Source organism: Bacillus sp. FSL K6-3149 (assembly GCF_038630515.1).
Classification (GTDB): Bacteria; Bacillota; Bacilli; order Bacillales; family Bacillaceae; genus Bacillus; species Bacillus pumilus.
Map to the genome: position 1 here is coordinate 2,321,566 of NZ_CP152034.1, position 22,062 is coordinate 2,343,627.

29 protein-coding genes are annotated in these 22,062 nt (G+C 40.3%); 26 read left to right on the plus strand and 3 right to left on the minus strand.

The window, feature by feature from the left end; all coding sequences use genetic code 11:
- The first annotated feature begins 123 nt into the window (after positions 1-123).
- The 13 genes from MHB83_RS11710 (at position 124) to MHB83_RS11770 (ending at position 8,910) form a co-directional block, all read left to right on the plus strand.
- Positions 124-1,020 carry a manganese catalase family protein gene (locus MHB83_RS11710; protein WP_003210823.1) on the plus strand — a complete coding sequence of 299 codons (897 nt, stop codon included), beginning with the start codon at positions 124-126 and terminating at the stop codon, positions 1,018-1,020.
- A 183-nt stretch (positions 1,021-1,203) separates the two neighbouring features.
- The gene (locus MHB83_RS11715) at positions 1,204-1,446 is read left to right on the plus strand and encodes a DUF1797 family protein (RefSeq protein ID WP_003212254.1); all 243 of its coding nucleotides are present in this window, start codon (positions 1,204-1,206) and stop codon (positions 1,444-1,446) included.
- Positions 1,447-1,593: 147 nt separating this feature from the next.
- A complete protein-coding gene (locus MHB83_RS11720) occupies positions 1,594-2,109 on the plus strand; it encodes a ribonuclease H-like YkuK family protein (RefSeq protein WP_268458749.1) in 516 nt (171 codons plus the stop codon).
- Between the two features lie 149 nt (positions 2,110-2,258).
- The gene (gene abbA, locus MHB83_RS11725) at positions 2,259-2,450 is read left to right on the plus strand and encodes an antirepressor AbbA (protein ID WP_003210802.1); all 192 of its coding nucleotides are present in this window, start codon (positions 2,259-2,261) and stop codon (positions 2,448-2,450) included.
- Between the two features lie 146 nt (positions 2,451-2,596).
- Entirely contained in the window at positions 2,597-3,040 is a 444-nt protein-coding gene (gene cbpB / locus MHB83_RS11730) for a cyclic-di-AMP-binding protein CbpB (protein ID WP_003210874.1), read from the plus strand.
- Between the two features lie 96 nt (positions 3,041-3,136).
- Positions 3,137-4,018, plus strand: coding sequence for a LysR family transcriptional regulator (locus tag MHB83_RS11735; protein WP_003211236.1), 882 nt, complete (start codon positions 3,137-3,139; stop codon positions 4,016-4,018).
- A 122-nt stretch (positions 4,019-4,140) separates the two neighbouring features.
- Entirely contained in the window at positions 4,141-4,563 is a 423-nt protein-coding gene (locus tag MHB83_RS11740) for a DUF4275 family protein (protein WP_226805329.1), read from the plus strand.
- 186 nt (positions 4,564-4,749) lie between these two features.
- The gene (locus MHB83_RS11745; RefSeq protein WP_003212484.1) at positions 4,750-5,226 is read left to right on the plus strand and encodes a flavodoxin; all 477 of its coding nucleotides are present in this window, start codon (positions 4,750-4,752) and stop codon (positions 5,224-5,226) included.
- Positions 5,216-6,109, plus strand: coding sequence for an exo-alpha-sialidase (locus tag MHB83_RS11750; protein WP_342496344.1), 894 nt, complete (start codon positions 5,216-5,218; stop codon positions 6,107-6,109). Before MHB83_RS11745 ends, MHB83_RS11750 begins: the two co-directional genes overlap by 11 nt.
- A gap of 49 nt (positions 6,110-6,158) precedes the next feature.
- Positions 6,159-6,584, plus strand: coding sequence for a flavodoxin (locus tag MHB83_RS11755; RefSeq protein WP_310427282.1), 426 nt, complete (start codon positions 6,159-6,161; stop codon positions 6,582-6,584).
- 109 nt (positions 6,585-6,693) lie between these two features.
- Positions 6,694-7,404 carry a 2,3,4,5-tetrahydropyridine-2,6-dicarboxylate N-acetyltransferase gene (gene dapD, locus MHB83_RS11760; RefSeq protein ID WP_003212204.1) on the plus strand — a complete coding sequence of 237 codons (711 nt, stop codon included), beginning with the start codon at positions 6,694-6,696 and terminating at the stop codon, positions 7,402-7,404.
- A gap of 34 nt (positions 7,405-7,438) precedes the next feature.
- The gene (locus MHB83_RS11765) at positions 7,439-8,617 is read left to right on the plus strand and encodes an N-acetyldiaminopimelate deacetylase (protein ID WP_050782659.1); all 1,179 of its coding nucleotides are present in this window, start codon (positions 7,439-7,441) and stop codon (positions 8,615-8,617) included.
- A 50-nt stretch (positions 8,618-8,667) separates the two neighbouring features.
- Positions 8,668-8,910 carry a YkuS family protein gene (locus MHB83_RS11770; RefSeq protein WP_003211408.1) on the plus strand — a complete coding sequence of 81 codons (243 nt, stop codon included), beginning with the start codon at positions 8,668-8,670 and terminating at the stop codon, positions 8,908-8,910.
- Between the two features lie 29 nt (positions 8,911-8,939).
- On the opposite strand, the gene MHB83_RS11775 is transcribed toward MHB83_RS11770, so the two are convergent.
- The gene (locus MHB83_RS11775) at positions 8,940-9,746 is read right to left on the minus strand and encodes a mechanosensitive ion channel family protein (protein ID WP_137054698.1); all 807 of its coding nucleotides are present in this window, start codon (positions 9,744-9,746) and stop codon (positions 8,940-8,942) included.
- 271 nt (positions 9,747-10,017) lie between these two features.
- Between MHB83_RS11775 and ahpA the strand changes: the two genes are divergently transcribed.
- The 3 genes from ahpA to rok all read left to right on the plus strand — a co-directional run bounded on the left by ahpA (position 10,018) and on the right by rok (position 12,153).
- Positions 10,018-10,560: a biofilm-specific peroxidase AhpA gene (gene ahpA, locus MHB83_RS11780; protein WP_003211758.1), complete on the plus strand. Its 543-nt coding sequence runs from the start codon at positions 10,018-10,020 to the stop codon at positions 10,558-10,560.
- An 82-nt stretch (positions 10,561-10,642) separates the two neighbouring features.
- Complete coding sequence (locus MHB83_RS11785; RefSeq protein WP_003211884.1) at positions 10,643-11,101, plus strand: TlpA disulfide reductase family protein; 459 nt, start codon at positions 10,643-10,645, stop codon at positions 11,099-11,101.
- A gap of 470 nt (positions 11,102-11,571) precedes the next feature.
- Complete coding sequence (rok, locus tag MHB83_RS11790; RefSeq protein ID WP_003210851.1) at positions 11,572-12,153, plus strand: transcriptional regulator Rok; 582 nt, start codon at positions 11,572-11,574, stop codon at positions 12,151-12,153.
- Between the two features lie 52 nt (positions 12,154-12,205).
- Here the strand turns inward: rok and MHB83_RS11795 are convergent, their stop codons facing one another.
- Positions 12,206-13,123 carry a sigmaE regulated sporulation protein gene (locus MHB83_RS11795; RefSeq protein WP_342496345.1) on the minus strand — a complete coding sequence of 306 codons (918 nt, stop codon included), beginning with the start codon at positions 13,121-13,123 and terminating at the stop codon, positions 12,206-12,208.
- A gap of 84 nt (positions 13,124-13,207) precedes the next feature.
- On the opposite strand from MHB83_RS11795, the gene MHB83_RS11800 reads away from it, so the two are divergent.
- From MHB83_RS11800 to moaD, 6 genes are read left to right on the plus strand one after another with little or no spacing between them, the layout of a single operon-like run.
- The gene (locus tag MHB83_RS11800; RefSeq protein ID WP_342496346.1) at positions 13,208-13,789 is read left to right on the plus strand and encodes a molybdenum cofactor guanylyltransferase; all 582 of its coding nucleotides are present in this window, start codon (positions 13,208-13,210) and stop codon (positions 13,787-13,789) included.
- 29 nt (positions 13,790-13,818) lie between these two features.
- On the plus strand, positions 13,819-14,835 hold the full coding sequence (locus MHB83_RS11805) for a thiazole biosynthesis adenylyltransferase ThiF (RefSeq protein ID WP_342496347.1): 1,017 nt from the start codon (positions 13,819-13,821) through the stop codon (positions 14,833-14,835).
- Positions 14,836-14,844: 9 nt separating this feature from the next.
- On the plus strand, positions 14,845-16,122 hold the full coding sequence (glp, locus tag MHB83_RS11810) for a gephyrin-like molybdotransferase Glp (protein WP_342496348.1): 1,278 nt from the start codon (positions 14,845-14,847) through the stop codon (positions 16,120-16,122).
- Positions 16,104-16,628 carry a molybdopterin-guanine dinucleotide biosynthesis protein B gene (gene mobB, locus MHB83_RS11815; protein ID WP_003211651.1) on the plus strand — a complete coding sequence of 175 codons (525 nt, stop codon included), beginning with the start codon at positions 16,104-16,106 and terminating at the stop codon, positions 16,626-16,628. The genes glp and mobB overlap by 19 nt, the downstream gene beginning before the upstream one ends.
- On the plus strand, positions 16,625-17,116 hold the full coding sequence (locus tag MHB83_RS11820) for a molybdenum cofactor biosynthesis protein MoaE (protein WP_342496349.1): 492 nt from the start codon (positions 16,625-16,627) through the stop codon (positions 17,114-17,116). Before mobB ends, MHB83_RS11820 begins: the two co-directional genes overlap by 4 nt.
- The gene (moaD, locus tag MHB83_RS11825; protein WP_342496350.1) at positions 17,109-17,342 is read left to right on the plus strand and encodes a molybdopterin converting factor subunit 1; all 234 of its coding nucleotides are present in this window, start codon (positions 17,109-17,111) and stop codon (positions 17,340-17,342) included. Before MHB83_RS11820 ends, moaD begins: the two co-directional genes overlap by 8 nt.
- 46 nt (positions 17,343-17,388) lie before the next feature.
- On the opposite strand, the gene MHB83_RS11830 is transcribed toward moaD, so the two are convergent.
- Positions 17,389-17,766, minus strand: coding sequence for a hypothetical protein (locus MHB83_RS11830; RefSeq protein ID WP_003211488.1), 378 nt, complete (start codon positions 17,764-17,766; stop codon positions 17,389-17,391).
- Between the two features lie 509 nt (positions 17,767-18,275).
- On the opposite strand from MHB83_RS11830, the gene MHB83_RS11835 reads away from it, so the two are divergent.
- The 4 genes from MHB83_RS11835 to MHB83_RS11850 are packed head-to-tail and all read left to right on the plus strand — an operon-like array spanning position 18,276 to position 21,896.
- Positions 18,276-18,902, plus strand: coding sequence for a YIP1 family protein (locus tag MHB83_RS11835; protein WP_342496351.1), 627 nt, complete (start codon positions 18,276-18,278; stop codon positions 18,900-18,902).
- A 9-nt stretch (positions 18,903-18,911) separates the two neighbouring features.
- Positions 18,912-20,018, plus strand: coding sequence for an efflux RND transporter periplasmic adaptor subunit (locus tag MHB83_RS11840; RefSeq protein ID WP_050945132.1), 1,107 nt, complete (start codon positions 18,912-18,914; stop codon positions 20,016-20,018).
- The gene (locus MHB83_RS11845; protein ID WP_050945131.1) at positions 20,015-20,716 is read left to right on the plus strand and encodes an ABC transporter ATP-binding protein; all 702 of its coding nucleotides are present in this window, start codon (positions 20,015-20,017) and stop codon (positions 20,714-20,716) included. Before MHB83_RS11840 ends, MHB83_RS11845 begins: the two co-directional genes overlap by 4 nt.
- A complete protein-coding gene (locus MHB83_RS11850) occupies positions 20,703-21,896 on the plus strand; it encodes an ABC transporter permease (protein WP_342496352.1) in 1,194 nt (397 codons plus the stop codon). Before MHB83_RS11845 ends, MHB83_RS11850 begins: the two co-directional genes overlap by 14 nt.
- The last annotated feature ends 166 nt before the right edge of the window (positions 21,897-22,062 follow it).

Genomic DNA, 22,062 nt, shown 5'->3' on the forward strand with positions numbered 1-22,062 from the left:
AAAAAACTTGGCGCTACCCCCGCCAAGTTTTTTTTGTGCTTTTCATCTTTGCCTCATGCATAGGACAGCCCAATTCTTCCATACATCTTAAGTGATGACAGTTAGACGGTAGGAGGGAACGTCATGATCAAACGTGACAAGCGGCTGCTGATTGATTTGCCAAGACCAGATCACCCAGATGCAAATGGTGCTGCTGCTGTGCAAGAATTACTCGGCGGAAAATTCGGTGAAATGTCCACATTAAATAATTACATGTTTCAATCCTTTAACTTTCGAGGAAAACGAAAACTCAAACCGTTTTATGACCTCGTATCCAGCATTACGGCTGAAGAATTCGGTCATGTAGAACTTGTGACCACAGCTGTGAATCTCATGATTACAGGGACCACCCATGGCGGAGATCCAGATACGACACCGATGAAAGCGGCTGTCGATAAACGAAATACACAGCATTTTATTCAAACGGCTCAAACAGGCTATCCGTTTGATTCCATGGCAAAACCTTGGACCGGGGAGAATGTGTTCTCAAGCGGAAACCTGATTCTTGACCTCCTTCATAATTTCTTCCTAGAATGCGGAGCACGTACGCACAAAATGCGCGTATATGAAATGACAGATCATCCTACAGCAAGAGAGATGATCGGTTATTTACTCGTCAGGGGCGGAGTGCATGTTGTGGCATATGCAAAGGCGCTTGAGGTAGCCACAGGTGTAGATGTAGGAAAGATGCTGCCAATCCCAAACCTCGACAACAAATACTTTGATTCAGCGAGGAAATTTGAAGATCAAAATGTTCATACAAAGCTGTATACATTTAGTGATACGGATTACAAGGACATTAATAAGATTTGGAAAGGCAGTCATCCGATTGATGGAAAACCGCTCACAGTGATTGAGGGCACCCCGCAAGGAGCACCTGTGCCAGATTATAGAGAATTACCGGAAGAGTTTGCCCCAGGCATTTCCAAAGAGGATTTTGACGAAATTGCCAAACGTCTGATGAGGTCTGCGGGTTTATAAAAACATGGTGCATGAGATTAGAAAAAAGACTCAAACTAAAAAAACAGATTCTTTTTCTTTTTTTGAATTCAAGAGGAAAAATATCATCTGAGAACACTTTATGGTATGATGCTTTGTAGGACTTGTGTATAATCAATACGGGTTCATCTTGAGTTGTTTTTTTGAAAGGAGTCTTTTTTTAGAATGTCACAATTAATGGGTATCATTACAAGGCTGCAAAGTCTTCAAGAGACAGCAGAAGCTGCAAACGAACCGGCACAGCGTTATTTCGAAGTGAACGGTGAGAAAATCTGTAGTGTTAAGTATTTCGAAAAGAATCAAACGTTTGAATTGACTGTTTTTCAACAAGGGGATAAGCCAAATACTTTCCCATTTGACAACATTGATATGATTTCGATTGAGATTTTTGAGCTTTTACAATCCTAAGCTGAATCGTATGAAATGTTTTTTCTAAGGATTCCTTCGTTTATTTGCGGCAATATACATGTGTCATGATTGGCGCAGTGTACAAATGGAAGATGATCATTCAGCGCATATTTCGGATAAGAGACCATTAAAAAGGAGTTCCTTTCTGTGAGTGATTCTTTTTACTACAATCTTTCTGAAGATCATTTAGCGTTTTCTGATGTCGTCATGAGAATGAAAGACTTTATTCGAAAAGACCCTAGATCCGCCTATGTGTTATCAATTGGTACGGACTCTCAGGTCAATCAAAATGTCACAAGATTTATGACTGCAATTCATCTCCACCGGATTGGCAAAGGGGCTTGGGGCTGCCTCACGCAACAAGTGATCAGCAGACCTGTGCAAAGCCTTAGAGAAAAAATTTCATTAGAGACAGCGTTTAGCCAAAAGGTATGTGCAGACATCCTTGAGGGGCCTTTAACAGAACTGATGGATTTGCTTCTTCCGTTTGCTGAGGAAGGGGCAGACCTCCGTTTTGAAGCCCATCTGGATATTGGCAAAAAAGGAAGTACAAAAGATCTGATCCAGGAAATGACCGGAATGATCACAGCTATGGGAATTGAAGCTAAAATAAAACCCGACTCATACTCAGCATTTTGCTATGCCAATCGATACACAAAATAAATTCCGTCATTTTTCTCCAAACCTTGTCGAAACGTGCGGTTGACGATTCGATTCTAGTTCCTTATTCTAGCTGTATAGAGAGGAAGCAGACATTCAAAAGCCTGCTAATCAATATAAAAGCATATATGAAACAGGGGGCCTGATGTTGGATGAGCGTCATCGAAAATCGTTTTAATGAAGAAGAGAAAAAGCTATTATTAAACGTATTGCTGAATCAGGAATATGCTGTCGAATTACTAAGCAGTGAGATCAATGATATAGAATGTGGAACAAAAAATGTCGATGACAATACGTATAAGCAGTTGATCACATTGTATGACAGAGTAAGGTTTGAGAATTAATATTGATTGAACATTCTATTAGATACTCGGGAGCTGAGTATCTTTTTTATGCAGAAAAAATCTTTCGACAAATTTCGTTTTAGTTTATGCTTAATGGTAAAGGGGAATGTATGATTGATGATTGAGAGAAAAGGGGTCGAAGAAACATGATAGAGATAGAACCAACTCAATTGCTTGAGTCAACAGTAGCCGAGCATATGATTGATGCAGATAAAGTGGCACATGTTCAAATTGGAAATAACCTTGAGCATGCTCTATTGGTCCTTACAAAAACAGGATATACAGCCATCCCGGTATTAGATCCTTCTTATCACCTGCATGGGTTAATTGGAACGAATATGATCATGGATAAGATCTTTGGTTTAGAACGAATTGAATTCGAAAAGCTGGACCAACTGAAGGTAGAAGAGGTTATGCTTACTGATATCCCAAGGCTTAAAACGACGGATCCTGTGCTAAAAGGCGTTCACGCTGTAACGAATAATGGATTTGTTTGTGTCGTAAATGAGGAGCAAGTCTTTGAAGGAATATTTACACGACGTGTTGTATTAAAGCGCTTAAATGAAGTGATTCATGCCGCGAAAAAATGAGCTGAAACCCAGCTTATTTTTTTTGCCTTCATAAGCTATAATTTATATAATGACCATATGGAATAAGAAAAACTTATAGAGAGAAAGGGGACGCCCATGCAGCTTCAGGAGTTACATATGCTTGTTGTGCTAAGTGAAGAATTGAATATGAGAAAGGCTTCGGAGCGGCTCTTTGTCTCTCAGCCTGCTTTATCCCAAAGATTGCAGACGATTGAAAAAGAGTGGGGAACCAAAATTTTTTTTCGTTCTCAGAAAGGGCTCACCGTGACTTCGGCAGGTGAACAGATCATTCAATTTGCAAAAGAGGTGACGGTTGAGCAAGATCGAGTGAGAGAGAGAATCGATGAACTTGAAGGGGAAATTCACGGTACACTAAAGCTTGCGGTTGCATCCATTATTGGACAGCACTGGCTGCCGAAAGTGTTAAAGCGATATGTCGAAAAGTACCCAAATGCGAAGGTATCACTTGTGACCGGCTGGAGTAGTGAAATGCTCAAAAGCTTATACGAGGACCACGTGCACATTGGGATCATTCGCGGAAACCCTGATTGGAAGGGAACAAAGGAATATTTGATGACAGATCATTTATATTTAGTCGATTCCGTTATCAAAGACGTGGACGAGTTAATCGAGACAGAACGCCCGTTTATTCAATTTAAAAGCGACAGCACGTATTATCAGGAAATCCAGCACTGGTGGCATCAAAAATTCAAAGTGTCTCCAAAGCAGACGATTCTAGTGGACCAGATTGAGACGTGTAAACAAATGGCCTACCACGGCATCGGCTACGCCATTTTGCCTTCGGTCACCTTATACGATCACGAAAAAAGTGTTCATAAAACACCGCTTGTTGACGTGAATGGAGAGCAAATCGGACGTGACACATGGCTGCTAGGCTATGAAGCTTCTTTTCAATTAAAACAAGTGCAAGCATTTGTCGGTGTGGTCAAAGAAATGCTTGAAAGTGATGCGGTGTAAGTACCTTCTTGGAAAAGAAAGGTGCTTTTTTTAGGTAAATAATCAGTTTGATTAAATTTACTTATTGTCGCATATCAAAGCAATAGATAGATGGAGCGAATCATAGAGGAGACTTCGATCTTATGAAAAACAATCAATTAATCAAAATGAACAAACCAGAATGGGGAGATCATTTGCGCGTGAGGTGGCGTGAACGTTTTGCTAGTCATCTTTCAATGAAAGAACAAAACGAGATATCAATAGATGATTTTTTATGGCATTTATGCAGTTTTGGAATGGTTACATGCCTTGAAAATGCTGAAGCGATAGACGCATTTCTTCAACAATCAAAGGATAAGTGTACTGTTTTTTATCAATTTGTTGACGAGGCGTATCTTTTCGAAAATGCCAGCTCTCTTTTAATCAATGATTTACCATATCAATCTAATCATATGGATTATAACGATATGTATGTGATGGATTGGAATGAAAAATGGACATTTGTGATGACGCATGAAACGGCTTATGGTCCATATTTTATTCAAATAGATGAAACGAACGAATGAGAAACCGATGATCTCTTCGATATGAAAAACCCGCCTTCCAATTGGAATGAGCGGGTTTTTCATTGGGTTATCGTATTGATTGGTCAAAGCTTTTTTATGAAATCATTTGACAATGAAAATCATTATCATTTAAAGTGTACATATAATAATTGAAAATGATTATCATTTAGATGGGGTGACCGATAGATGAAAGCACTAATTACATTTGCGAGTATGTCTGGTAATACAGAAGATATGGCAGCGATCATAAAGCAAACACTAGAAGGAATAGGGATCGATACAGAGATGTTGGAATTTGATGATACAAGCGCAGAGGATCTTTCTTCATACGATTATGTGTTCATCGGTTCTTATACATGGGGTGATGGTGATTTACCTTATGAAGCTGAGGACTTTTATGAAGAGGTCTCCACGCTTGAACTAAGTGACATCAAAGCAGCTGTGTTCGGATCTGGAGATTACAGCTACCCGAAGTTTTGTGAGGCTGTCCATACATTTCATGACATGCTCAAATCAACCGGTGCATCTGTGTTTCCTGAAACATTGAAAATGGAGCTTGCGCCTGATACCGATGAGGATGTGGCGTGCTGTCAGGAATTTGCGACAAGCTTTTTAACGTGGGCGGCGCTATCTGAGAAACGAGTTGAAAACCATGTTTCATAAAGGAGCGACAGCTGTTGCTGCATCTAAAAACGGTGGATACTTTGTCGCTGTAAAACGTGAAGGTATTTTTCACTACAGTGTGGAGAGCGGGTGGCAGCAACTGTTTAAGCTCAAGCATAAAATTCATGCCATCAGCTATATTGGACCTTATTTATTCGGTGTTGGTGAAAATGGCACAGTGATTAGATCAGGAGATGAAGGCCATACATGGGCGCTATCATCATTTCCAACAAATGCAGTCGTTTGGTCTATTACAGGACGCAAAGATGGGTTTGTGTGTGCACATGGAAAACATAGTATTTATGTGTCAAATGATTTCGGGATTTCCTGGGAAATTATGAAGCCATTTGCTCATGTGAACCACCCACCTGTCATTCGTTCCTTATGTGCTGCAGGTGATCACCTTTATATTGGAACACAGATTCATGATGTTCACGGAGGAATATGGGTGTATGACTTGGAGAGTGAACAGGTTTTCCTCCTAAACAGAGAGGAGCACCGGATGACAGCTTCTATGCTGCTCTGTCAGGAGCATCTGCTTGTTTGCGCATTGGGATCAAAAAAAGGCAAAAAGGGATCTGTTCAAATTTTAGATTTACATACCAATATGCTGCATGATATTCAATCACAAGCCTTTGCTAGAGAGGAATCATTTTTGGATGTGTCAGAGGATAATGGCATTGTGTATGTGACGACTTCACAAGACGAACACGGGTTTTCTAAAGTGTATCAGCTTGATATTGAGCAAAAAGAGCTCAAATGGTTTGATACGATCAAAGGACACGGTTTTCGTGTAGCCAATCAAAATGAAAACTTTTTCTGTGCTGGTTTATATGAGAGCAAGTTTGTAAGACCATATGAGGAGTCGGCATTGATTCATTGATAAGGAGGAAGAAAAAGTGACAGAAAAGGTTTTACTCGTGTATGCCACGATGTCTGGGAATACAGAAGCGATGGCAGATCTAATTGAAAAAGGAATCACAGAAGCAGGAGCCGGCGTGGACCGTCATGAAGCGATGGATATTGATGCAGAGCTTCTCAATGATTACACGCACATTTTGTTAGGTGCGTACACATGGGGAGATGGTGACCTTCCTGATGATTTTATTGATTTATATGAAGAAATGGAAGAGCTTGATTTAACGGGAAAAGCATTTGCTGTATTCGGTTCCGGGGATACATCTTATGAGCATTTTTGCGGAGCTGTTGACCTAATCGAAGAAAAAGTGAAGGAACTTGGCGGTGACATTGTCCTGCCATCCGTCAAGATCGAGCTAAATCCAGAAGGAGAAGAAGAAGAGAAATTGATTTCTTTTGGCAAACAATTTGTTCATCTTCACCAGCAGGAAGCGGGGTAATCAGTCCCGCTTGTTTTATTTTCCATTGAAGAGTCAACTCTTTCACTTGTCATTAAAACTCTCCTTTGGTACAGTAATGAAGTATAAATTAAGAGGAGGACATACATACATGAAACAAATGGACGCTAATGAAATTATTTCATTTATTCAAAATAGTACAAAATCAACACCTGTCAAAGTCTACATCAAAGGTGATTTAGAAGGTATTGAGTTTGGTGAACATGCAAAAACGTTCATCACAGGAAACACCGGAGTTGTTTTCGGTGAGTGGAGCGACATTCAAGAAGCGCTAGAAACGAACAAAGACAAAATTGAAGATGTTGTCGTGGAAAATGACCGCCGCAACTCTGCAATCCCGATGTTAGATTTAAAGAACATTAAAGCGCGTATTGAGCCAGGTGCGATCATTCGTGACCAAGTTGAAATCGGTGATAATGCAGTCATCATGATGGGGGCTTCTATTAATATCGGCTCTGTGATCGGCGAAGGTACGATGATTGATATGAACGTGGTGCTTGGCGGCCGTGCGACAGTAGGTAAGAACTGTCATATCGGTGCTGGATCTGTTCTTGCAGGTGTCATTGAGCCACCATCTGCTAAACCAGTTGTCGTAGAAGATGATGTTGTCATCGGTGCGAACGCTGTAGTTCTAGAAGGTGTAACAATTGGTAAAGGTGCAGTCGTAGCTGCTGGTGCGATCGTTGTGAACGATGTAGAGCCTTACACAGTTGTAGCAGGTACACCTGCAAAGAAAATCAAAGACATTGATGAAAAAACAAAAGGTAAAACAGAAATTAAACAAGAACTGCGTCAGCTTTAATTCATACAATTCGCAGCTGAAGACATAGACGTGGATGATATATCCACGTCTTATTCGTATAGAGGAAAGGAAGCGAGTTCACTTGTTAAATCGTGAGCAATTGATATCCATTCGAAGAGATTTACATCAAATCCCTGAGCTTGGTTTTAAGGAATTCAAAACACAAGCGTACCTCATCAATCATCTTAGTGCTTATTCAAAAGATCGAGTTGAGATAGAAACATGGCGAACTGGACTTTTTGTCAAAGTAAAGGGAACAAATCCTGAGCGCGTATTTGCGTATCGTGCAGATATGGACGGTCTGTCAATTCCTGAGGACACAGGGTATCCATTTCAATCAGTACATGAAGGGAAGATGCATGCGTGTGGACATGACCTTCATATGACCATCGCACTTGGGATCATTGATCATTTCGTTCATGAGCCAATCAAAGAAGATCTATTATTTATGTTCCAACCGGCAGAAGAAGGTCCAGGCGGAGCTGAACCGATGCTTACAAGTGATGTGCTGAAAAAGTGGACGCCAGATTTTATTACAGCACTGCATATTGCACCTGAATATCCTGTCGGAACGATAGCCACAAAGCCAGGGCTGCTTTTTGCCAATACGAGTGAGCTTGTGATAGATCTTGAAGGAAAAGGCGGACACGCTGCTTACCCTCATTTAGCGAATGATATGGTTGTGGCAGCGAGCGCACTTGTAGGTCAGTTGCAATCGGTTATTTCTCGTAATGTCGATCCTCTTGATAGTGCGGTCATCACGATTGGCACGATTACCGGGGGAACGGCTCAAAATATCATTGCACAGCATGCAAAGCTTGATGGCACCATTCGTACACTTTCACCAGAATCTATGGAAAAAGTGAGAAAGCGAATTGAAGCACTAGCAAAAGGGATTGAAATTGGCTACGAATGCAAGGCAACCGTGCGATACCCTTCATCTTATTACGAAGTGGATAATTCAAAGGAACTGACAGAGGAATTTATGTCATATGTCGCCGGAGAAGGGCTTGCGAATGTGATTGAATGCAGAGAAGCCATGACAGGAGAAGATTTTGGCTACATGCTGAAAAAATACCCTGGATTCATGTTTTGGTTAGGGGTCGATTCAGAATATGGCCTGCATCATGCAAAACTTATGCCTGATGAAAAAGCGATAGAAACCGCAGTAAACGTTATGACGGCTTATTTCAAAAAGCAAGCAGGTGAATGAATAATCAAGCTACCTCCTGTACACCTTATGAACAGGAGGTGTTCTTGATTATGACAAGAATTGGTGTAGAACCATCTTTATCCGATGTAGAAGAACTACTGAAGCAAAAAGGGTATGACGTCGTACGTATTCAAAATGAACAGCAAATGGATCAGTGTGACTGCTATGTAGTCACAGGGCTAGATTCAAATGTTCTTGGCATTTCAGACACAACGACAAAGGCATCTGTGATTACCGCGTCTGGTATGACGGCTGATGAAATTTGTCAAGAAGTAGAACAGCGTGTTCAATAAAACAAACAAGAAAAAGAACCGGTAGATGATCATCCCGGTTCTTTTTGCTCTTTTTCTATATCGAGTACTTCTTTCATTTTTTTGCGCAAGATTCGTTCTACCCGCCATTGCTCCATTGTTTCGGTTTTTGCAATGATGCGCAGTACAAGGGAAGAGGATCCGAACGCCTCCACGCCGACAACTTGAGGGCCTTCGATAATTTGAGGAATGTCTTTTCGTACCTCATCACACGCAGCTTGAAGGGCTGTGATCATTTGATCCACATTCTCTTCTGGAGATAGCTCGATATCAACGAGTGCCTGCATAGTCCCTCTTGAATGATTGCTCACGTTCAATATGCTTCGATTTGGAATAAAATGAAGGGTGCCGTCAAAGCTTCGAAGCTGCGTGGTTCTAAGTCCAATTTGTTCTACGATCCCATCAAAGCCAGCAACTGTTATGTATTCTCCCACATCGAATTGTTTCTCTAATAATATAAAGAATCCTGTCACAATATCACTCACTAGTCCTTGAGCGCCAAAACCGATTGCAAGCCCCACAACGCCTGCACCAGCTAGCAAAGCGGTCGGGTTATAATGAAATAAGTCGAGGATCATGACAACTAAAATAAAAATCAATATGTAGGCGAAAATATTTAGCGTGAGACTTTGCAGCGTCTGAGCTCTTGATAAAGAGACGTCATGCCTTTCAGAGAAAGTGGAATAGGCACGCTTAATCATCTTATTTCCGATGGCTCTGATGATAAAATAAATCACAAAAATAGCGATTAGTTTTAGCAAAATCATACTGCTATTGAGGATAATGGAAACCCAATCTATTTGTTCAAATGCTTTCATGATCTTCAAAACCTTTCTATGTATGCTCTAATAGAGAAGCTAATCATTTGTTCCCTTCTGCAAGACATGTTAAACTTTTGTTAAGTGAAGCAAGAGATTGTGACAAATCGTTAATTAAATTTATTATTAATTAATATTGACTAAAAACCGCTTAAGTATTATAATTGTAATTGTGAAGTTATTAACTAAATGAGAATTTCAACTTTTGATTCTCATTTTATATACAGCTTAGAAGTCTGTATAAAGATATTATTTTTGGAGGGATTTACATATGGCAGAGCGTTTTGTAGGAAAGCAAGCTCCACGTTTTGAAATGGAAGCAGTACTTGCTAACAAGGAATTTGGTAAAGTAAGTTTAGAAGAAAACATGAAGAATGACAAATGGACAGTACTTTTCTTCTATCCGATGGATTTCACATTTGTTTGCCCAACTGAAATTACAGCAATGAGCGATCGTTATGATGAGTTCGAAGATTTAGATGCTGAAATCATTGGTGTATCTACTGATACAATCCATACGCATCTTGCTTGGATCAACACAGACCGTAAAGACAATGGTCTAGGCGAATTGAAATATCCGCTAGCTGCTGACACAAACCACACAGTATCTAGAGAATACGGCGTTTTAATTGAAGAAGAAGGAATTGCACTTCGCGGTCTATTCATTATCAACCCAGAAGGCGAACTTCAATATCAAACAGTATTCCACAACAATATCGGTCGTGATGTAGATGAGACATTACGTGTTCTTCAAGCATTACAAACTGGTGGACTTTGCCCAGCGAACTGGAAGCCTGGTCAAAAAACACTTTAATTGATAGCTGAAGAAACAGGAGGGTCTAACTAATGTTAGACCTTTTTGTTTCGACACATACAATGGATGGAGGCGCTTCATAATGAAATTACGTCAACCAATGCCAGAACTAACTGGTGCAAAAGAATGGTTAAATGGAGAAGTAACAAAAGAAGATCTAATTGGTGACAAACCAACATTGATTCATTTCTGGTCAGTCAGCTGTCATCTTTGTAAAGAGGCAATGCCTCAAGTCAATCAATTCCGTGATGAATACAAGGATCAACTAAACGTGATAGCCGTTCATATGCCGCGATCAGAGGATGACCTAGATCTGGATAAGATCAAGGAAGTTGCGAAAGAGCATGAAATCACGCAGCCAATTTTTGTGGATAGTGATCATAAGTTAACAGAAGCCTTTGAAAATGAATATGTACCAGCATATTATGTATTTGATAAAACAGGTGCTCTGCGCCACTTCCAAGCTGGCGGAAGCGGAATGAAAATGCTTGAGAAACGTGTCAATCGAGTGCTTTCTGAGTCTGAAAAGGCTGCAGAATAGGCTTTCCCCCATAAATGGGGGTTTTTTCATGGACAAAAATAGGCGACCTATTGCACGGAATGGACTTCGCCTTCCTAAGAAAAGAGAAATTGGGGGAGTTTATTAAAAAATATTCCTGAAACAAAAAGGTCTAAAGACCTATTTACATTTTTGTTTTGAAATGAAAATGTAAAGATTTTAACTTTTTACTATTCAGAACGTTTTTGCACAAAAGAAATTTCAGTTTGGTAAATAACGATGTAAATCAAGTAGTATAAGTGTTTATTCAAATTTTTTACAATATTTTAAGGTTTGTCAAAAGCCTTTAGTGGCAATGAAATGGATGCCGATTGTTCCTCTTTGGCAAAATTTTAGTTGAAAATACCTATCTGATAACAAACTGTAAAATGATAAAAAAATAGTTGATAAAATTAGTTTTCTAATCTAATATTTACTATAGAATATTTTTTATATGATGAGGGGGAAATCCATTGTTTAATGAGAGGGAAGCGTTACGATTACGATTGGAACAATTAAACGAAGCAGAAGTAAAGGTCATCCGTGAATATCAAATTGAGCGAGATACGATTTATGCAAAATTAAGAGAATTAGACCGTCATGGAACAGGTCTAGTGTCAGATACAAAAAAAGAAGTGCGTACAGAAAGAAAAACGGATTCACTGCCTGTATTAGCTGAACTGGCTGCACAAGAAATGAGAAGCTACCAGCCGCCTGCACAATCACAATCAAATGCTGTATCAACTTTAGGAACAGGACAGCTAAACGGTGCACCTGTAGGTATTCCTGAAGGATCTACAAGACGCAGAAGAGGCACAGCTCGCCCTGGTTCAAAGGCAGCTAAGCTTCGTGAAGCTGCGATTAAAACGTTAAAGCGTCATAATGCAGCGATTAAAAGCTCTGAACTTCAAAAAGAAATTGAAAAAGAGAGCGGTCTTGAAATTCCAAATATGACAACGTTTATGCAAAGCTTAATTAAAATGTATCCTGAAGTGAAAAAGCCATATCGCGGACAGTATATTTTAGAAGGCGATATTCAAACAGAAGACGAATAAATAAAAAAGAAACTGCTGACGAAAAAAGCCAGCAGTTTTTTTATTGCGAGAATTACTTTTTTTGATCAACAGTATAGACAATTTTTCGTTCCTTTGACAGGTGATCACGCTGCTTTTTGAAGCCTTCAATCTTCACTGTCATGACATCTCCATTTTGCTGCACCGCATCGACTTGTGCTTGTAGCGTTTGAACTTGTTCATTCAACTTTTTCAAGATGGGTTCGATTTCTTCCGTTGTTTGCAGGAGGCTGTCTCGAGAGAATGGCTGTGAATTTGTTTGAGCTGACTGGTCAATATCAGCAAAATGAGATGCGATCCATTCCTCACTTTCGGCTAACTGCTTTTGATAGCTTGTGAGCGTTTCATAAAAAATCGCTTCCTTTGCTTTTTCAATTTGCAGTAATTTCTCTTGTGTTTCATAAAAACGCTTCTGCAGGTGTTTTACGCCTTCCTGTAATAGATTGAGCTCTGCGTTTTTATCACCTAATGTTTGCTGCAGTTTCTCAATCACAGCGGATAAAGTATTTCCTTTTTTCTCCTCTTTTGCAAGCCGTTTATCTTGATCTTGCACCCGTTCATTTAATTGTTGAGAGATTTCTTTATATTTGATGACTTTTAAATGCAGCCGGTGTTTTTCTTCCGTTTCTTTCCTTCTATGAAAGGTTTCTTTTTGGAGCATTTCATGAAGAAGGACTATTTTATGTAATAATTCAGATTTGCTGTAGGAAAGATCCTGTATTTTTGAGGCTGCATGATCTTGATCAATGGTCATTTCATCCAATTGTTGCTTTAATTGCGTGTAATCCTTTTTCATCTCGTGATATTCTTGAGTTAACTTCTTGTTTTTAGAATACGTATATGAGGACTGTAAATCAGAGATCATTTGTTGATATTTGGCTGTTTCCGCTTTTAAGTATAAATTCTCTTGAGATAGGTCATGGAATAGGGGAGAAGCATGGCGCCTGTTCATCGATAGACCCTCCTTATTCATGTTACCAATAAAGTATGCGAGATGAGAGTGATTAGAACAACCATATCAAAGGAGGGTGAGTGGATGGACATAGTCAATGTCATTTTAGCTGGAGGAGCATCCAGACGTTTTGGAGAGCCAAAGGCAAGTTATATGTATCAAGGAAAACCACTATATGAGCATGTGAAAAAGCAGCTTTTGAACGGACAGATGGTCATCATCAGCCATCCATCACTTCTGACCTTTTTTAAAGAAAGAGGTGAACGAGATGTGTGGTTGGATGATGAAGAGGTGCTCGGATGCGGGCCGCTTGCCGGCATGTATACAGCGATGCAAAAGCAAGAAGCAGCATGGTATTTAGTGACGGCATGTGACATGCCTTTCGTGCGGAGGGAGACGGCTGAAGTATTATCGTCCTATTGCAACGAGCACGTAGATGCTATTATCCCGCTTGTTCAGGGCAGATTACAGCCTTTATTTGCACTTTATCACCGCCGCTGTCTGCCGTCCATTGATGCGTGTTTAAAAGAGAATCAATTAGCCATCAAAGAGTTAATTCAAAGGCTTAAGGTGTGTATCGTCTCAGAAGAGGAACTGAACGTAACACCAAATGAATTCCGAAATATCAATAAAAGAAGCGATTTACCTGAAAACGGTATGATATGATACATAAAAATGGTGAGGAGAGAACAGCATTGAATGATCGATATTCAAGACAAATCTTGTTCCCTCCGGTTGGGGAAAAGGGTCAGCGTGCGCTTGCTGACAGTCATGTCCTAATTGTTGGAGCGGGTGCACTTGGAACGGCCTCTGCGGAAGGGCTTGTCCGGTCTGGGATCGGCACGTTGACGATTGTTGATCGTGATTATGTAGAATTTTCAAATTTACAGCGGCAGCAGCTGTATACAGAACATGACGCAAAGGCACATGTGCCAAAAGCAGCTGCGGCAAAAAAACGTCTCCTAGAGATCAATCATGAAGTGACCATACACGCCCTGATTGAAGATGCAGGGGTTGAGCTGTTAAGACCGTTATTTCACAACGCAAATATTGTCATTGATGCGACGGATAATTTTGAGACGAGAATGGTCATGAATGATTTATCGCAGGAAACGAAGACGCCGTGGATATATGGTGCTTGTGTGAGCAGCCAGGGGATGTATATGACCATTTTGCCAGATAAAACGCCGTGTTTATCGTGTGTCTTTACAGAACTGCCTGTTGGCGGTTTGACGTGTGATACAGCGGGGATTATTTCTCCAGCAGTTCAGATGGTTTCTGCTTATCAGCAAACAGAGGCGCTAAAGTATTTAACAGGACATGAAGATCAAATCGAACGGAAATTTGTCACATTTGATCTTTGGCAGGCGACATCGTTTAAAATGGATTTGACTCTTACTAAGCAGAAGGACTGTCCATCTTGCGGCAAAGATAGAACCTATCCTTATTTACACGATCAGCGTAAAAAAACGACGATTCTTTGCGGGCGGGATACAGTCCAAGTTGTATCTAAGGATCTAGCTAATCTATCATTTCAGCATGTGAAAGAGCGGCTGTCATCCATTTGTGAGGTAGAAGTGAATGACTTCTTAATCCATGTCCGCTATGAATCTTATCGTATCGTCTTTTTCAAAGGTGGACGTGCATTAATCCATGGGACAAATGATGAAAAAGCAGCCAATTCATTACTAGCAAAACTGCTAGGGATATAGGAGTGAAGTGTGATGGAAAGACGTCAGCCAATTCCAGTACAAGAAGCCATTCAAAAAGTCCATCAATATGAAAAGCATGGAGAAGCAGAATGGGTGCCTTTAAGAAATAGCCTTGAAAGGTTCATTGCAGAAGATATTTTGGCAGATCATGATGTGCCTGCATTTGATCGGTCCCCGTATGATGGTTTTGCACTTCGGGCAGAAGATACAAAAGAAGCGTTAAGCGAGCAGCCGGTTGAATTTGAGGTCATTGATCATATTGGGGCAGGAGTGGTCTCAGCAAAAACCATCGGTCCCTTTCAAGCCATTCGTATCATGACAGGAGCAAAAATCCCGAATGGAGCAAATGTCGTCATCATGCTTGAGCTGACTAAAACCTTTGAAAAAGATGGGAAATCATACATGTCACTTAAAAGACCGCTGAAAAAAGGGGACAATATTTCTCGTCAAGGAGAAGAGGTACTTGAAGGGAATGTGATGCTCAAAAAAGGAACCAAAGTAACTCCGGGCGTTACGGCCTTATTGGCGACATTCGGATATGCGGTAGTTCCAGTTGTCAAAAAGCCAGTGATCGGCATCATCTCAACAGGTACAGAGCTTCTTCAAGTGAGTGATGCGATGGTGGACGGGAAGATTAGAAACAGTAACCTTAGCATGGTTTATGCCCAGATCCTTAAGGCTGGGGGAGAGCCGCTTGATTTAGGCGGTGTGTCCGATGATTTTGACAAAAGCTATCATGCAGTCAAAGCAGCCTTAAGCAAGGTAGACTTCTTAATTACAACAGGCGGAGTTTCAGTAGGTGATTTTGACTTTCTCCCCGCAATTTATGAAAAGCTGGGAGCTCAGGTGCTATTTAATAAAGTGGCCATGAGACCCGGCAGTGTAACGACGGTTGCTGCAATGCCAAATGGTCAACTGCTGTTTGGCCTGTCAGGAAATCCTGCTGCCTGTTTTGTTGGCTTTGAATTATTTGTGAAACCGATGGTCTATAAATGGTCTTTCAAGAAACAGCCGTTACCCGATTTTGCTGAGGCGAAGCTGACACACGATTTCCCAAAAGCCAATCCGTTTACTCGATTTGTCAGAGCGGCACTTGAGTTCACGGGCAGTCAGCTCAGTGTGACCCCAACAGGTCTCGATAAATCAAGTGCCGTGACCTCAATAGCAGAGGCGAACTGTTTCATCGTGCTGCCAAGTGGAACAAGAGGTTTTAAGGCTGGTGATCAGGTGCATGTTCTGCTGTTTCAGCACGAAGGCGAGGGTTCCCCATGCTGGATGACACATTAAGTATATTACAGGTGGTCGGTTATCAAAACAGCGGAAAGACGTCGTTGATTGAAAAGCTCTGTCAGCTGGCTGTACTTGATGAGCTGAAGCTAGGCTGTTTTAAACACCATGGACATGGCGGTAAACCAGATCGTCTTTTGAAAGAAAAAGACACCGATCGATATGTCGGGGCAGGTGCATTTGCCGCTGGCGTAGAAGGAGAGGGTGAATTTCACTTTTCAATGCAGCACATCACGTTAAAGCAATTGCTCAACATGTGTCAGTATCTTCCATTAGATGCGGTCTTGATAGAAGGGTATAAACAGGCACCATACCGCAAAATCGTTTGTGTGAAGAATGAAGAGGAGCTCATTGATCTTTCAACACTTTCCAATATACAAGCAGCTATTTATTTTTCTCAAGAGTTTCAGTTAGCCAAAAATTACTCTTTTCCAGTGTTTTCAGCCTTTGAAAAGGATGCGAATACATTTTGTTATAACTTATTGAAGGGAGGTGGCTCTATTTGAGTGAACTTTTTAAAATAACAAAAGTGCCGATTGATGTGAATGAATTGATTCAGCATGTGACAAGGCGGAAGGCAGGGGCCATTACGACGTTTATCGGGACGGTCAGAGAGTGGACAAACGGTAAGAAAACGTTGCGTTTAACTTATGAAGCTTACATACCAATGGCTGAAAGCATGCTAAGTCAAATTGGACAAGAAATCAAGAAACGATGGCCTGATACTGAAGCAGCCATTGTGCACCGGATCGGGACACTTGATATAACGGATATTGCTGTTGCGATAGCCGTTTCATCTCCTCATAGGAAGGCTGCATACGAAGCGAACGAATATGCCATTGAGCGAATTAAGGAAATCGTTCCGATTTGGAAAAAAGAATATTGGGAAGACGGGCAAGCCTGGATAGGTGATCAGCTTGAAAAAGTTTCATATCCAGAGGGGAAACCTAGCGAGCTTCAACTTGCAAAGAAAGAAGGTGATCAGCTTGATTAGTGTATTATTGTTCGCCGGCCTTGCTGAGAAGGCCGGTAAACAACAAATCATCATTCAAAAAGATCAAACAACGGTTGATGAGATTAAATTAGAATTACAGGAGGTATATGGTGTTGATGCTGCACAAAATGTGATGGTTGCAGTCAACGAACGATATACGAAGGGAAACGCTGAAGTGCGTAGCGGGGACACTGTTGCATTCATTCCTCCTGTAAGCGGTGGATAATAGATATTAGAGGATTTGGTTATGGCCAGCGGCTGTAACCAATTTTTTATGTGTGAAAAGATTGTAGAGGTATTTGGGTGTGATCTTCGTAAATAAAACATCCCCTTCGTGCTTTAGAAATGTGAGGATCGAGCTGCTGAATCAAATCATACAATTCACTAATTCGTCTCACGTTGAAATCTGTCTGGGCTTGAAGCTGTTCTTTTAATTCTTTTGTGCTCACAATGCTACCCTTTTTCTCTTTAATAATATCTACACATCTGGCAGCGTAGTATATTTTGTCATTAGAGGGTCTGCTTTCTTTCATATCAAGTAATTTGAGCTCATGATAAATCAGTTCTCTTTCCTTTCGAAAGTATTGCCATGCTTCTTGTTCCTTTTCATAAAGTAAAATCAATTGCGTTTTCAATTTTTCTCTTAACATTCACTTGACTCCATTTCCACTATCATTTAACCTACCTCTATTTTACATTATATGAAAAAATAACTTTTGATCAAGTAAAATCATGATATTTTTAATTTTTTAATATGAAAGTATTGTTACTAAAGGCTCATTTGTTCTATAAAAGAAACCAATCATAGTCCTATAAAGCCGGGATTTGTTGAAATTACTAGGATTATTTTAACAAAAAATTGTTGTGTCTCACAAAGACCAACCGAATTCAAAGGAAAAGGATATTTATTCCGAAAGACATGGTTTTTTTTTGATAAAATGTTTTTAGGTCAGAAAAACCTTTATTTCTTGATATGAATATGGTCTAGTCATGGTGTCATTTGGAGGATTTCATTCATGATAATAGATAATTTTTCCCTCAATGAAAATAAGAAAATCAAATCACCCATCACTTATTGGCAATCTTTTGATAAAATAGAAAGAATAAGAGAGAGCATGTGCGTTTGCATACTTGCATGACATAGAGAGGATGACATTTGATGAAAGAAAATATGCAAAAGCCTACGATCATTGGAGTGAGCATAAGACCTTCAGAGCACCTGAAAAGAGTCTGGGAAAATCCGGTGGTTTGGTGGCCTTTATCCTGTGTACTTCTTTTAACAGTGATTGTGACTTATTTGTCAGAGCTGGTGAATGAAGGAATGTGGGCAGATTTAAGCTTGCCGGTATCGGTCGTTTATGTGGTGACGCTAATTGGTCTACTTCTCGGGCTTGTGATTAATGCTGCAATATATAAGTTCATCGTATTTTTAGCAAAGGGTGATGCATCGTTTCAGCAGCTGTTTTCAGCGGTCCTGTTTATTACACCAGTTACGATCTTTGGTACGATTATTTCTCATCTGTCCATCATTCTGTTCCATGTGCCAAAAAACATCACAATCACCTCATTAAATGCACTCATTCAAACGTCTGGTCCATGGCATGCTGTGCTTGCCAATATTGATCTATTTGTGATCTGGAACCTTGTTTTAACAGGCTTTTTATTGATGAAAGTAGGCCATATATCGCCAAGAATCGCTTGGACCATTATAGGAGTCTTTTATCTCTTATCTATCATTTTTCAATATGTAGGAACTGCAATCACCATATCAGTAAGCTGGGGGTAGAATGTCTTTATGAGAAAGAAAATCATCATCGGATCCATTTTTATTATTGTTATCGGTCTATTTATTGGCTTTAACATTGCGAAAAATCAATCAAAGCCTGCTTCGACAGCAGCTATTAAAACAGTAAAACCTACGCAAAAAGAAATCACCACTACGGTCATGACGCCAGGGACACTTTCATTCTCTGAAGAGCAGTTCATTTATGCAGAAGAGGAAAAGGGACATTTGAAGGGGATTTCTGTGAAAGAAGGAGAAAAGGTAAAGCCTGGAACGCCGCTTCTTACATATGAAAATAGAGAGCTGGAACTTGAAGAAGAGCAGCAAGCTCTTGCGGCTGAATCCAGTACGTTAAAACGCGAACAATTACAAAATAGATTGAGCGAATTAGATAAAAAACAAGGAGGCGACTCCGCTGCCAATCCTAAAACCGAGCGAGACCAGCTTGAACTAGAGCTGAAAGCGGCTGAATTAGAACAAAAACAAGCAGAGATCAGCCAAGAAAAAGTAAAAGCACAAATAGAAGATTTAATCGTACATAGTAAAATTGCCGGTACAGTCATTTCCATTGAGCAAGAAGAAGGGGCAGGAAAGCCAGAAGAGAGACAGGCGATCATTCATATTGGCAATGAGAAAAAAATGATTGTAAGAGGATTGATTTCTGAATATGACGCCATAAAAGTGAAAAAGAAACAAAAAGTAAAGATAACGTCTGATGTTATTCGCGGAAAGAGCTGGCAAGGGGTCGTGAAAAAAGTGGGGGTTGTACCTGCTCAGGCAGCATCCGAAACAACTGCAGGTGATCAAACGGTGCAATATCCAGTTGAAATCGAAATAAAAGGAAAAAAACCTGAAGCAAAACCTGGTTTTAAAATGATCATGGAAATTGAAACAGATAAGCGTCAAGCCCTAACGATTCCTGAATCAGCTGTAAAAAAAGAGGATGATGGACAATACGTTTATGTTGTCAAAAAGAATGTACTTAAAAAAGTAAAAGTAGAGCTAGGGGAAACGTCAGGTCATGATCTTGAAGTGACAAAAGGTGTCATAGCAGAGGATCAAATCATTTCTCATCCATCAGATGACATGTATGACGGAATGGAAGTGAATGCTGAATGATTCAGCTTTCAAACGTGACAAAAAGCTATGAGGTTGCCGAGGAATCATTTGATGTATTAAGTGAGGTCGATCTTGTTATAGAAAAAGGCGAGTATATGTCTATTATGGGCCCGTCCGGCTCTGGAAAATCGACGTTAATGAATATCATTGGCTGTTTAGACCGGCCAACTACAGGACAATATCATTTTCAAGGAAGAGAGCTGTCAGCAGCAAAGGATCAAGACCTCGCAGTGATTCGAAATCAATTCATTGGATTTGTCTTTCAGCAATTTCACCTGCTGCCGAGGTTAAATGCGAGGCGTAATGTTGAGCTTCCGATGATTTACGCTGGTATCAGTCAAAAGGAAAGAAAAGAACGTGCAGAGATGGCACTTGAAAAGGTTGGTTTGACAGACCGAATGAAACATATGCCAAGTGAATTGTCGGGAGGGCAAAAGCAAAGAGTGGCAATAGCCCGTGCAATTGTCAATAAGCCGCAACTTATCTTAGCAGATGAACCGACAGGCGCTCTTGACTCAAAAACAAGCTTCTCAATCATGGAACAGTTTACTAAGCTGAATGAGGAAGGGACAACGATTGTACTTGTCACCCATGAAGAAGAAATAGCTGCGTATACAAATCGGACGGTCGTTGTAAGAGATGGACGACTCGTTGAAGATAGATTGACACAAGGGGACGCTATGAATGAAACTCTTTGAAAATATCAAAATAGCGATGAATTCTGTTTTAGCTCATAAATTACGTTCTATTTTAACGATGCTTGGGATTATTATTGGTGTTGGATCAGTCATTGCGGTCGTGGCTATCGGTCAAGGCGGCGAGCAAATGCTAAAAGGGTCGATTTCAGGTCCAAACAATACCGTTGATATGACATATACGCCTTCTGACGAAGAGTTAAATGCAAATCCCAACGCTTTATTCGACGCCACATTTACTGAGGAAGACATAAAAAGCATTAAGACAATCAATGGGGTGAATCAGGTTGCCTCTTCGACTGCGCAAGGAATGCAGCTGAGATTTCAAGATACGACAGTGGATGCGACAGTTAACGGTATAAATGAAGGGTATACAAATGTACATTCATTACAAATAGCAGAAGGGCAGAATTTAAGAGATATTGACTTTAGAAGCGGCAGAAGAGCCGCCCTCATCTCTGAAGGCTTACAAAAAGAATTATTTAATGGACAGAAGGCATTGGGCGAAATGATTTGGATGAACGGACAGCCGGTTGAAGTCATCGGTATTTTAGCCAAACAAACAGGAATGCTCTCATTCGATATGAATGAAATATATGTCCCATTTGCAATGCTCACCTCCACATTTGGGATCAATGAATACGATAAGTTGTCAATTCAAGTCGCACATGCTGATCAAATGAAGGAAGTAGGAAAGAATGCGGCTGCATTATTAAATGAGAATCATCATACAGAAGATGCTTATGAAATGATCAACATGGAAGAAATTGCAGAGGGCATCGGTCAAATCACGTCTGTTATGACAACAATCATTGGGTCAATAGCTGGAATTTCTTTACTTGTCGGCGGTATCGGTGTGATGAATATCATGCTTGTTTCTGTGACAGAGAGGACAAGGGAAATCGGTATTCGAAAAGCGATTGGAGCAACGAGGGCTCAAATACTCGTTCAATTTTTAATTGAGTCTGTCGTCTTAACCTTGATCGGCGGGTTGATGGGGATTGCACTAGGTATAGGCGGTGCCTCGTTAGTATCACTCATTGCCGGCTGGCCGTCCTTAGTATCTTGGCAAATCATTTGTGTAGGTGTGCTGTTTAGTATGCTTATTGGGATTGTTTTTGGGTTAATTCCTGCGAATAAAGCAGCAAGACTAGATCCGATTGATTCTCTTAGATATGAATAATTCTGAGAAGAACAAAGACATACAAACAGTGTGAATTCCGCTGTAATCAAACATCAAAAGCTTTTATGCACATCGCATAAAAGCTTTTTTTAGTTCTATTGAATGAAATGAAAAATGATAGAAATGCTAAGATCATGACTTTCATCTTAATGTCACATATTTTTCA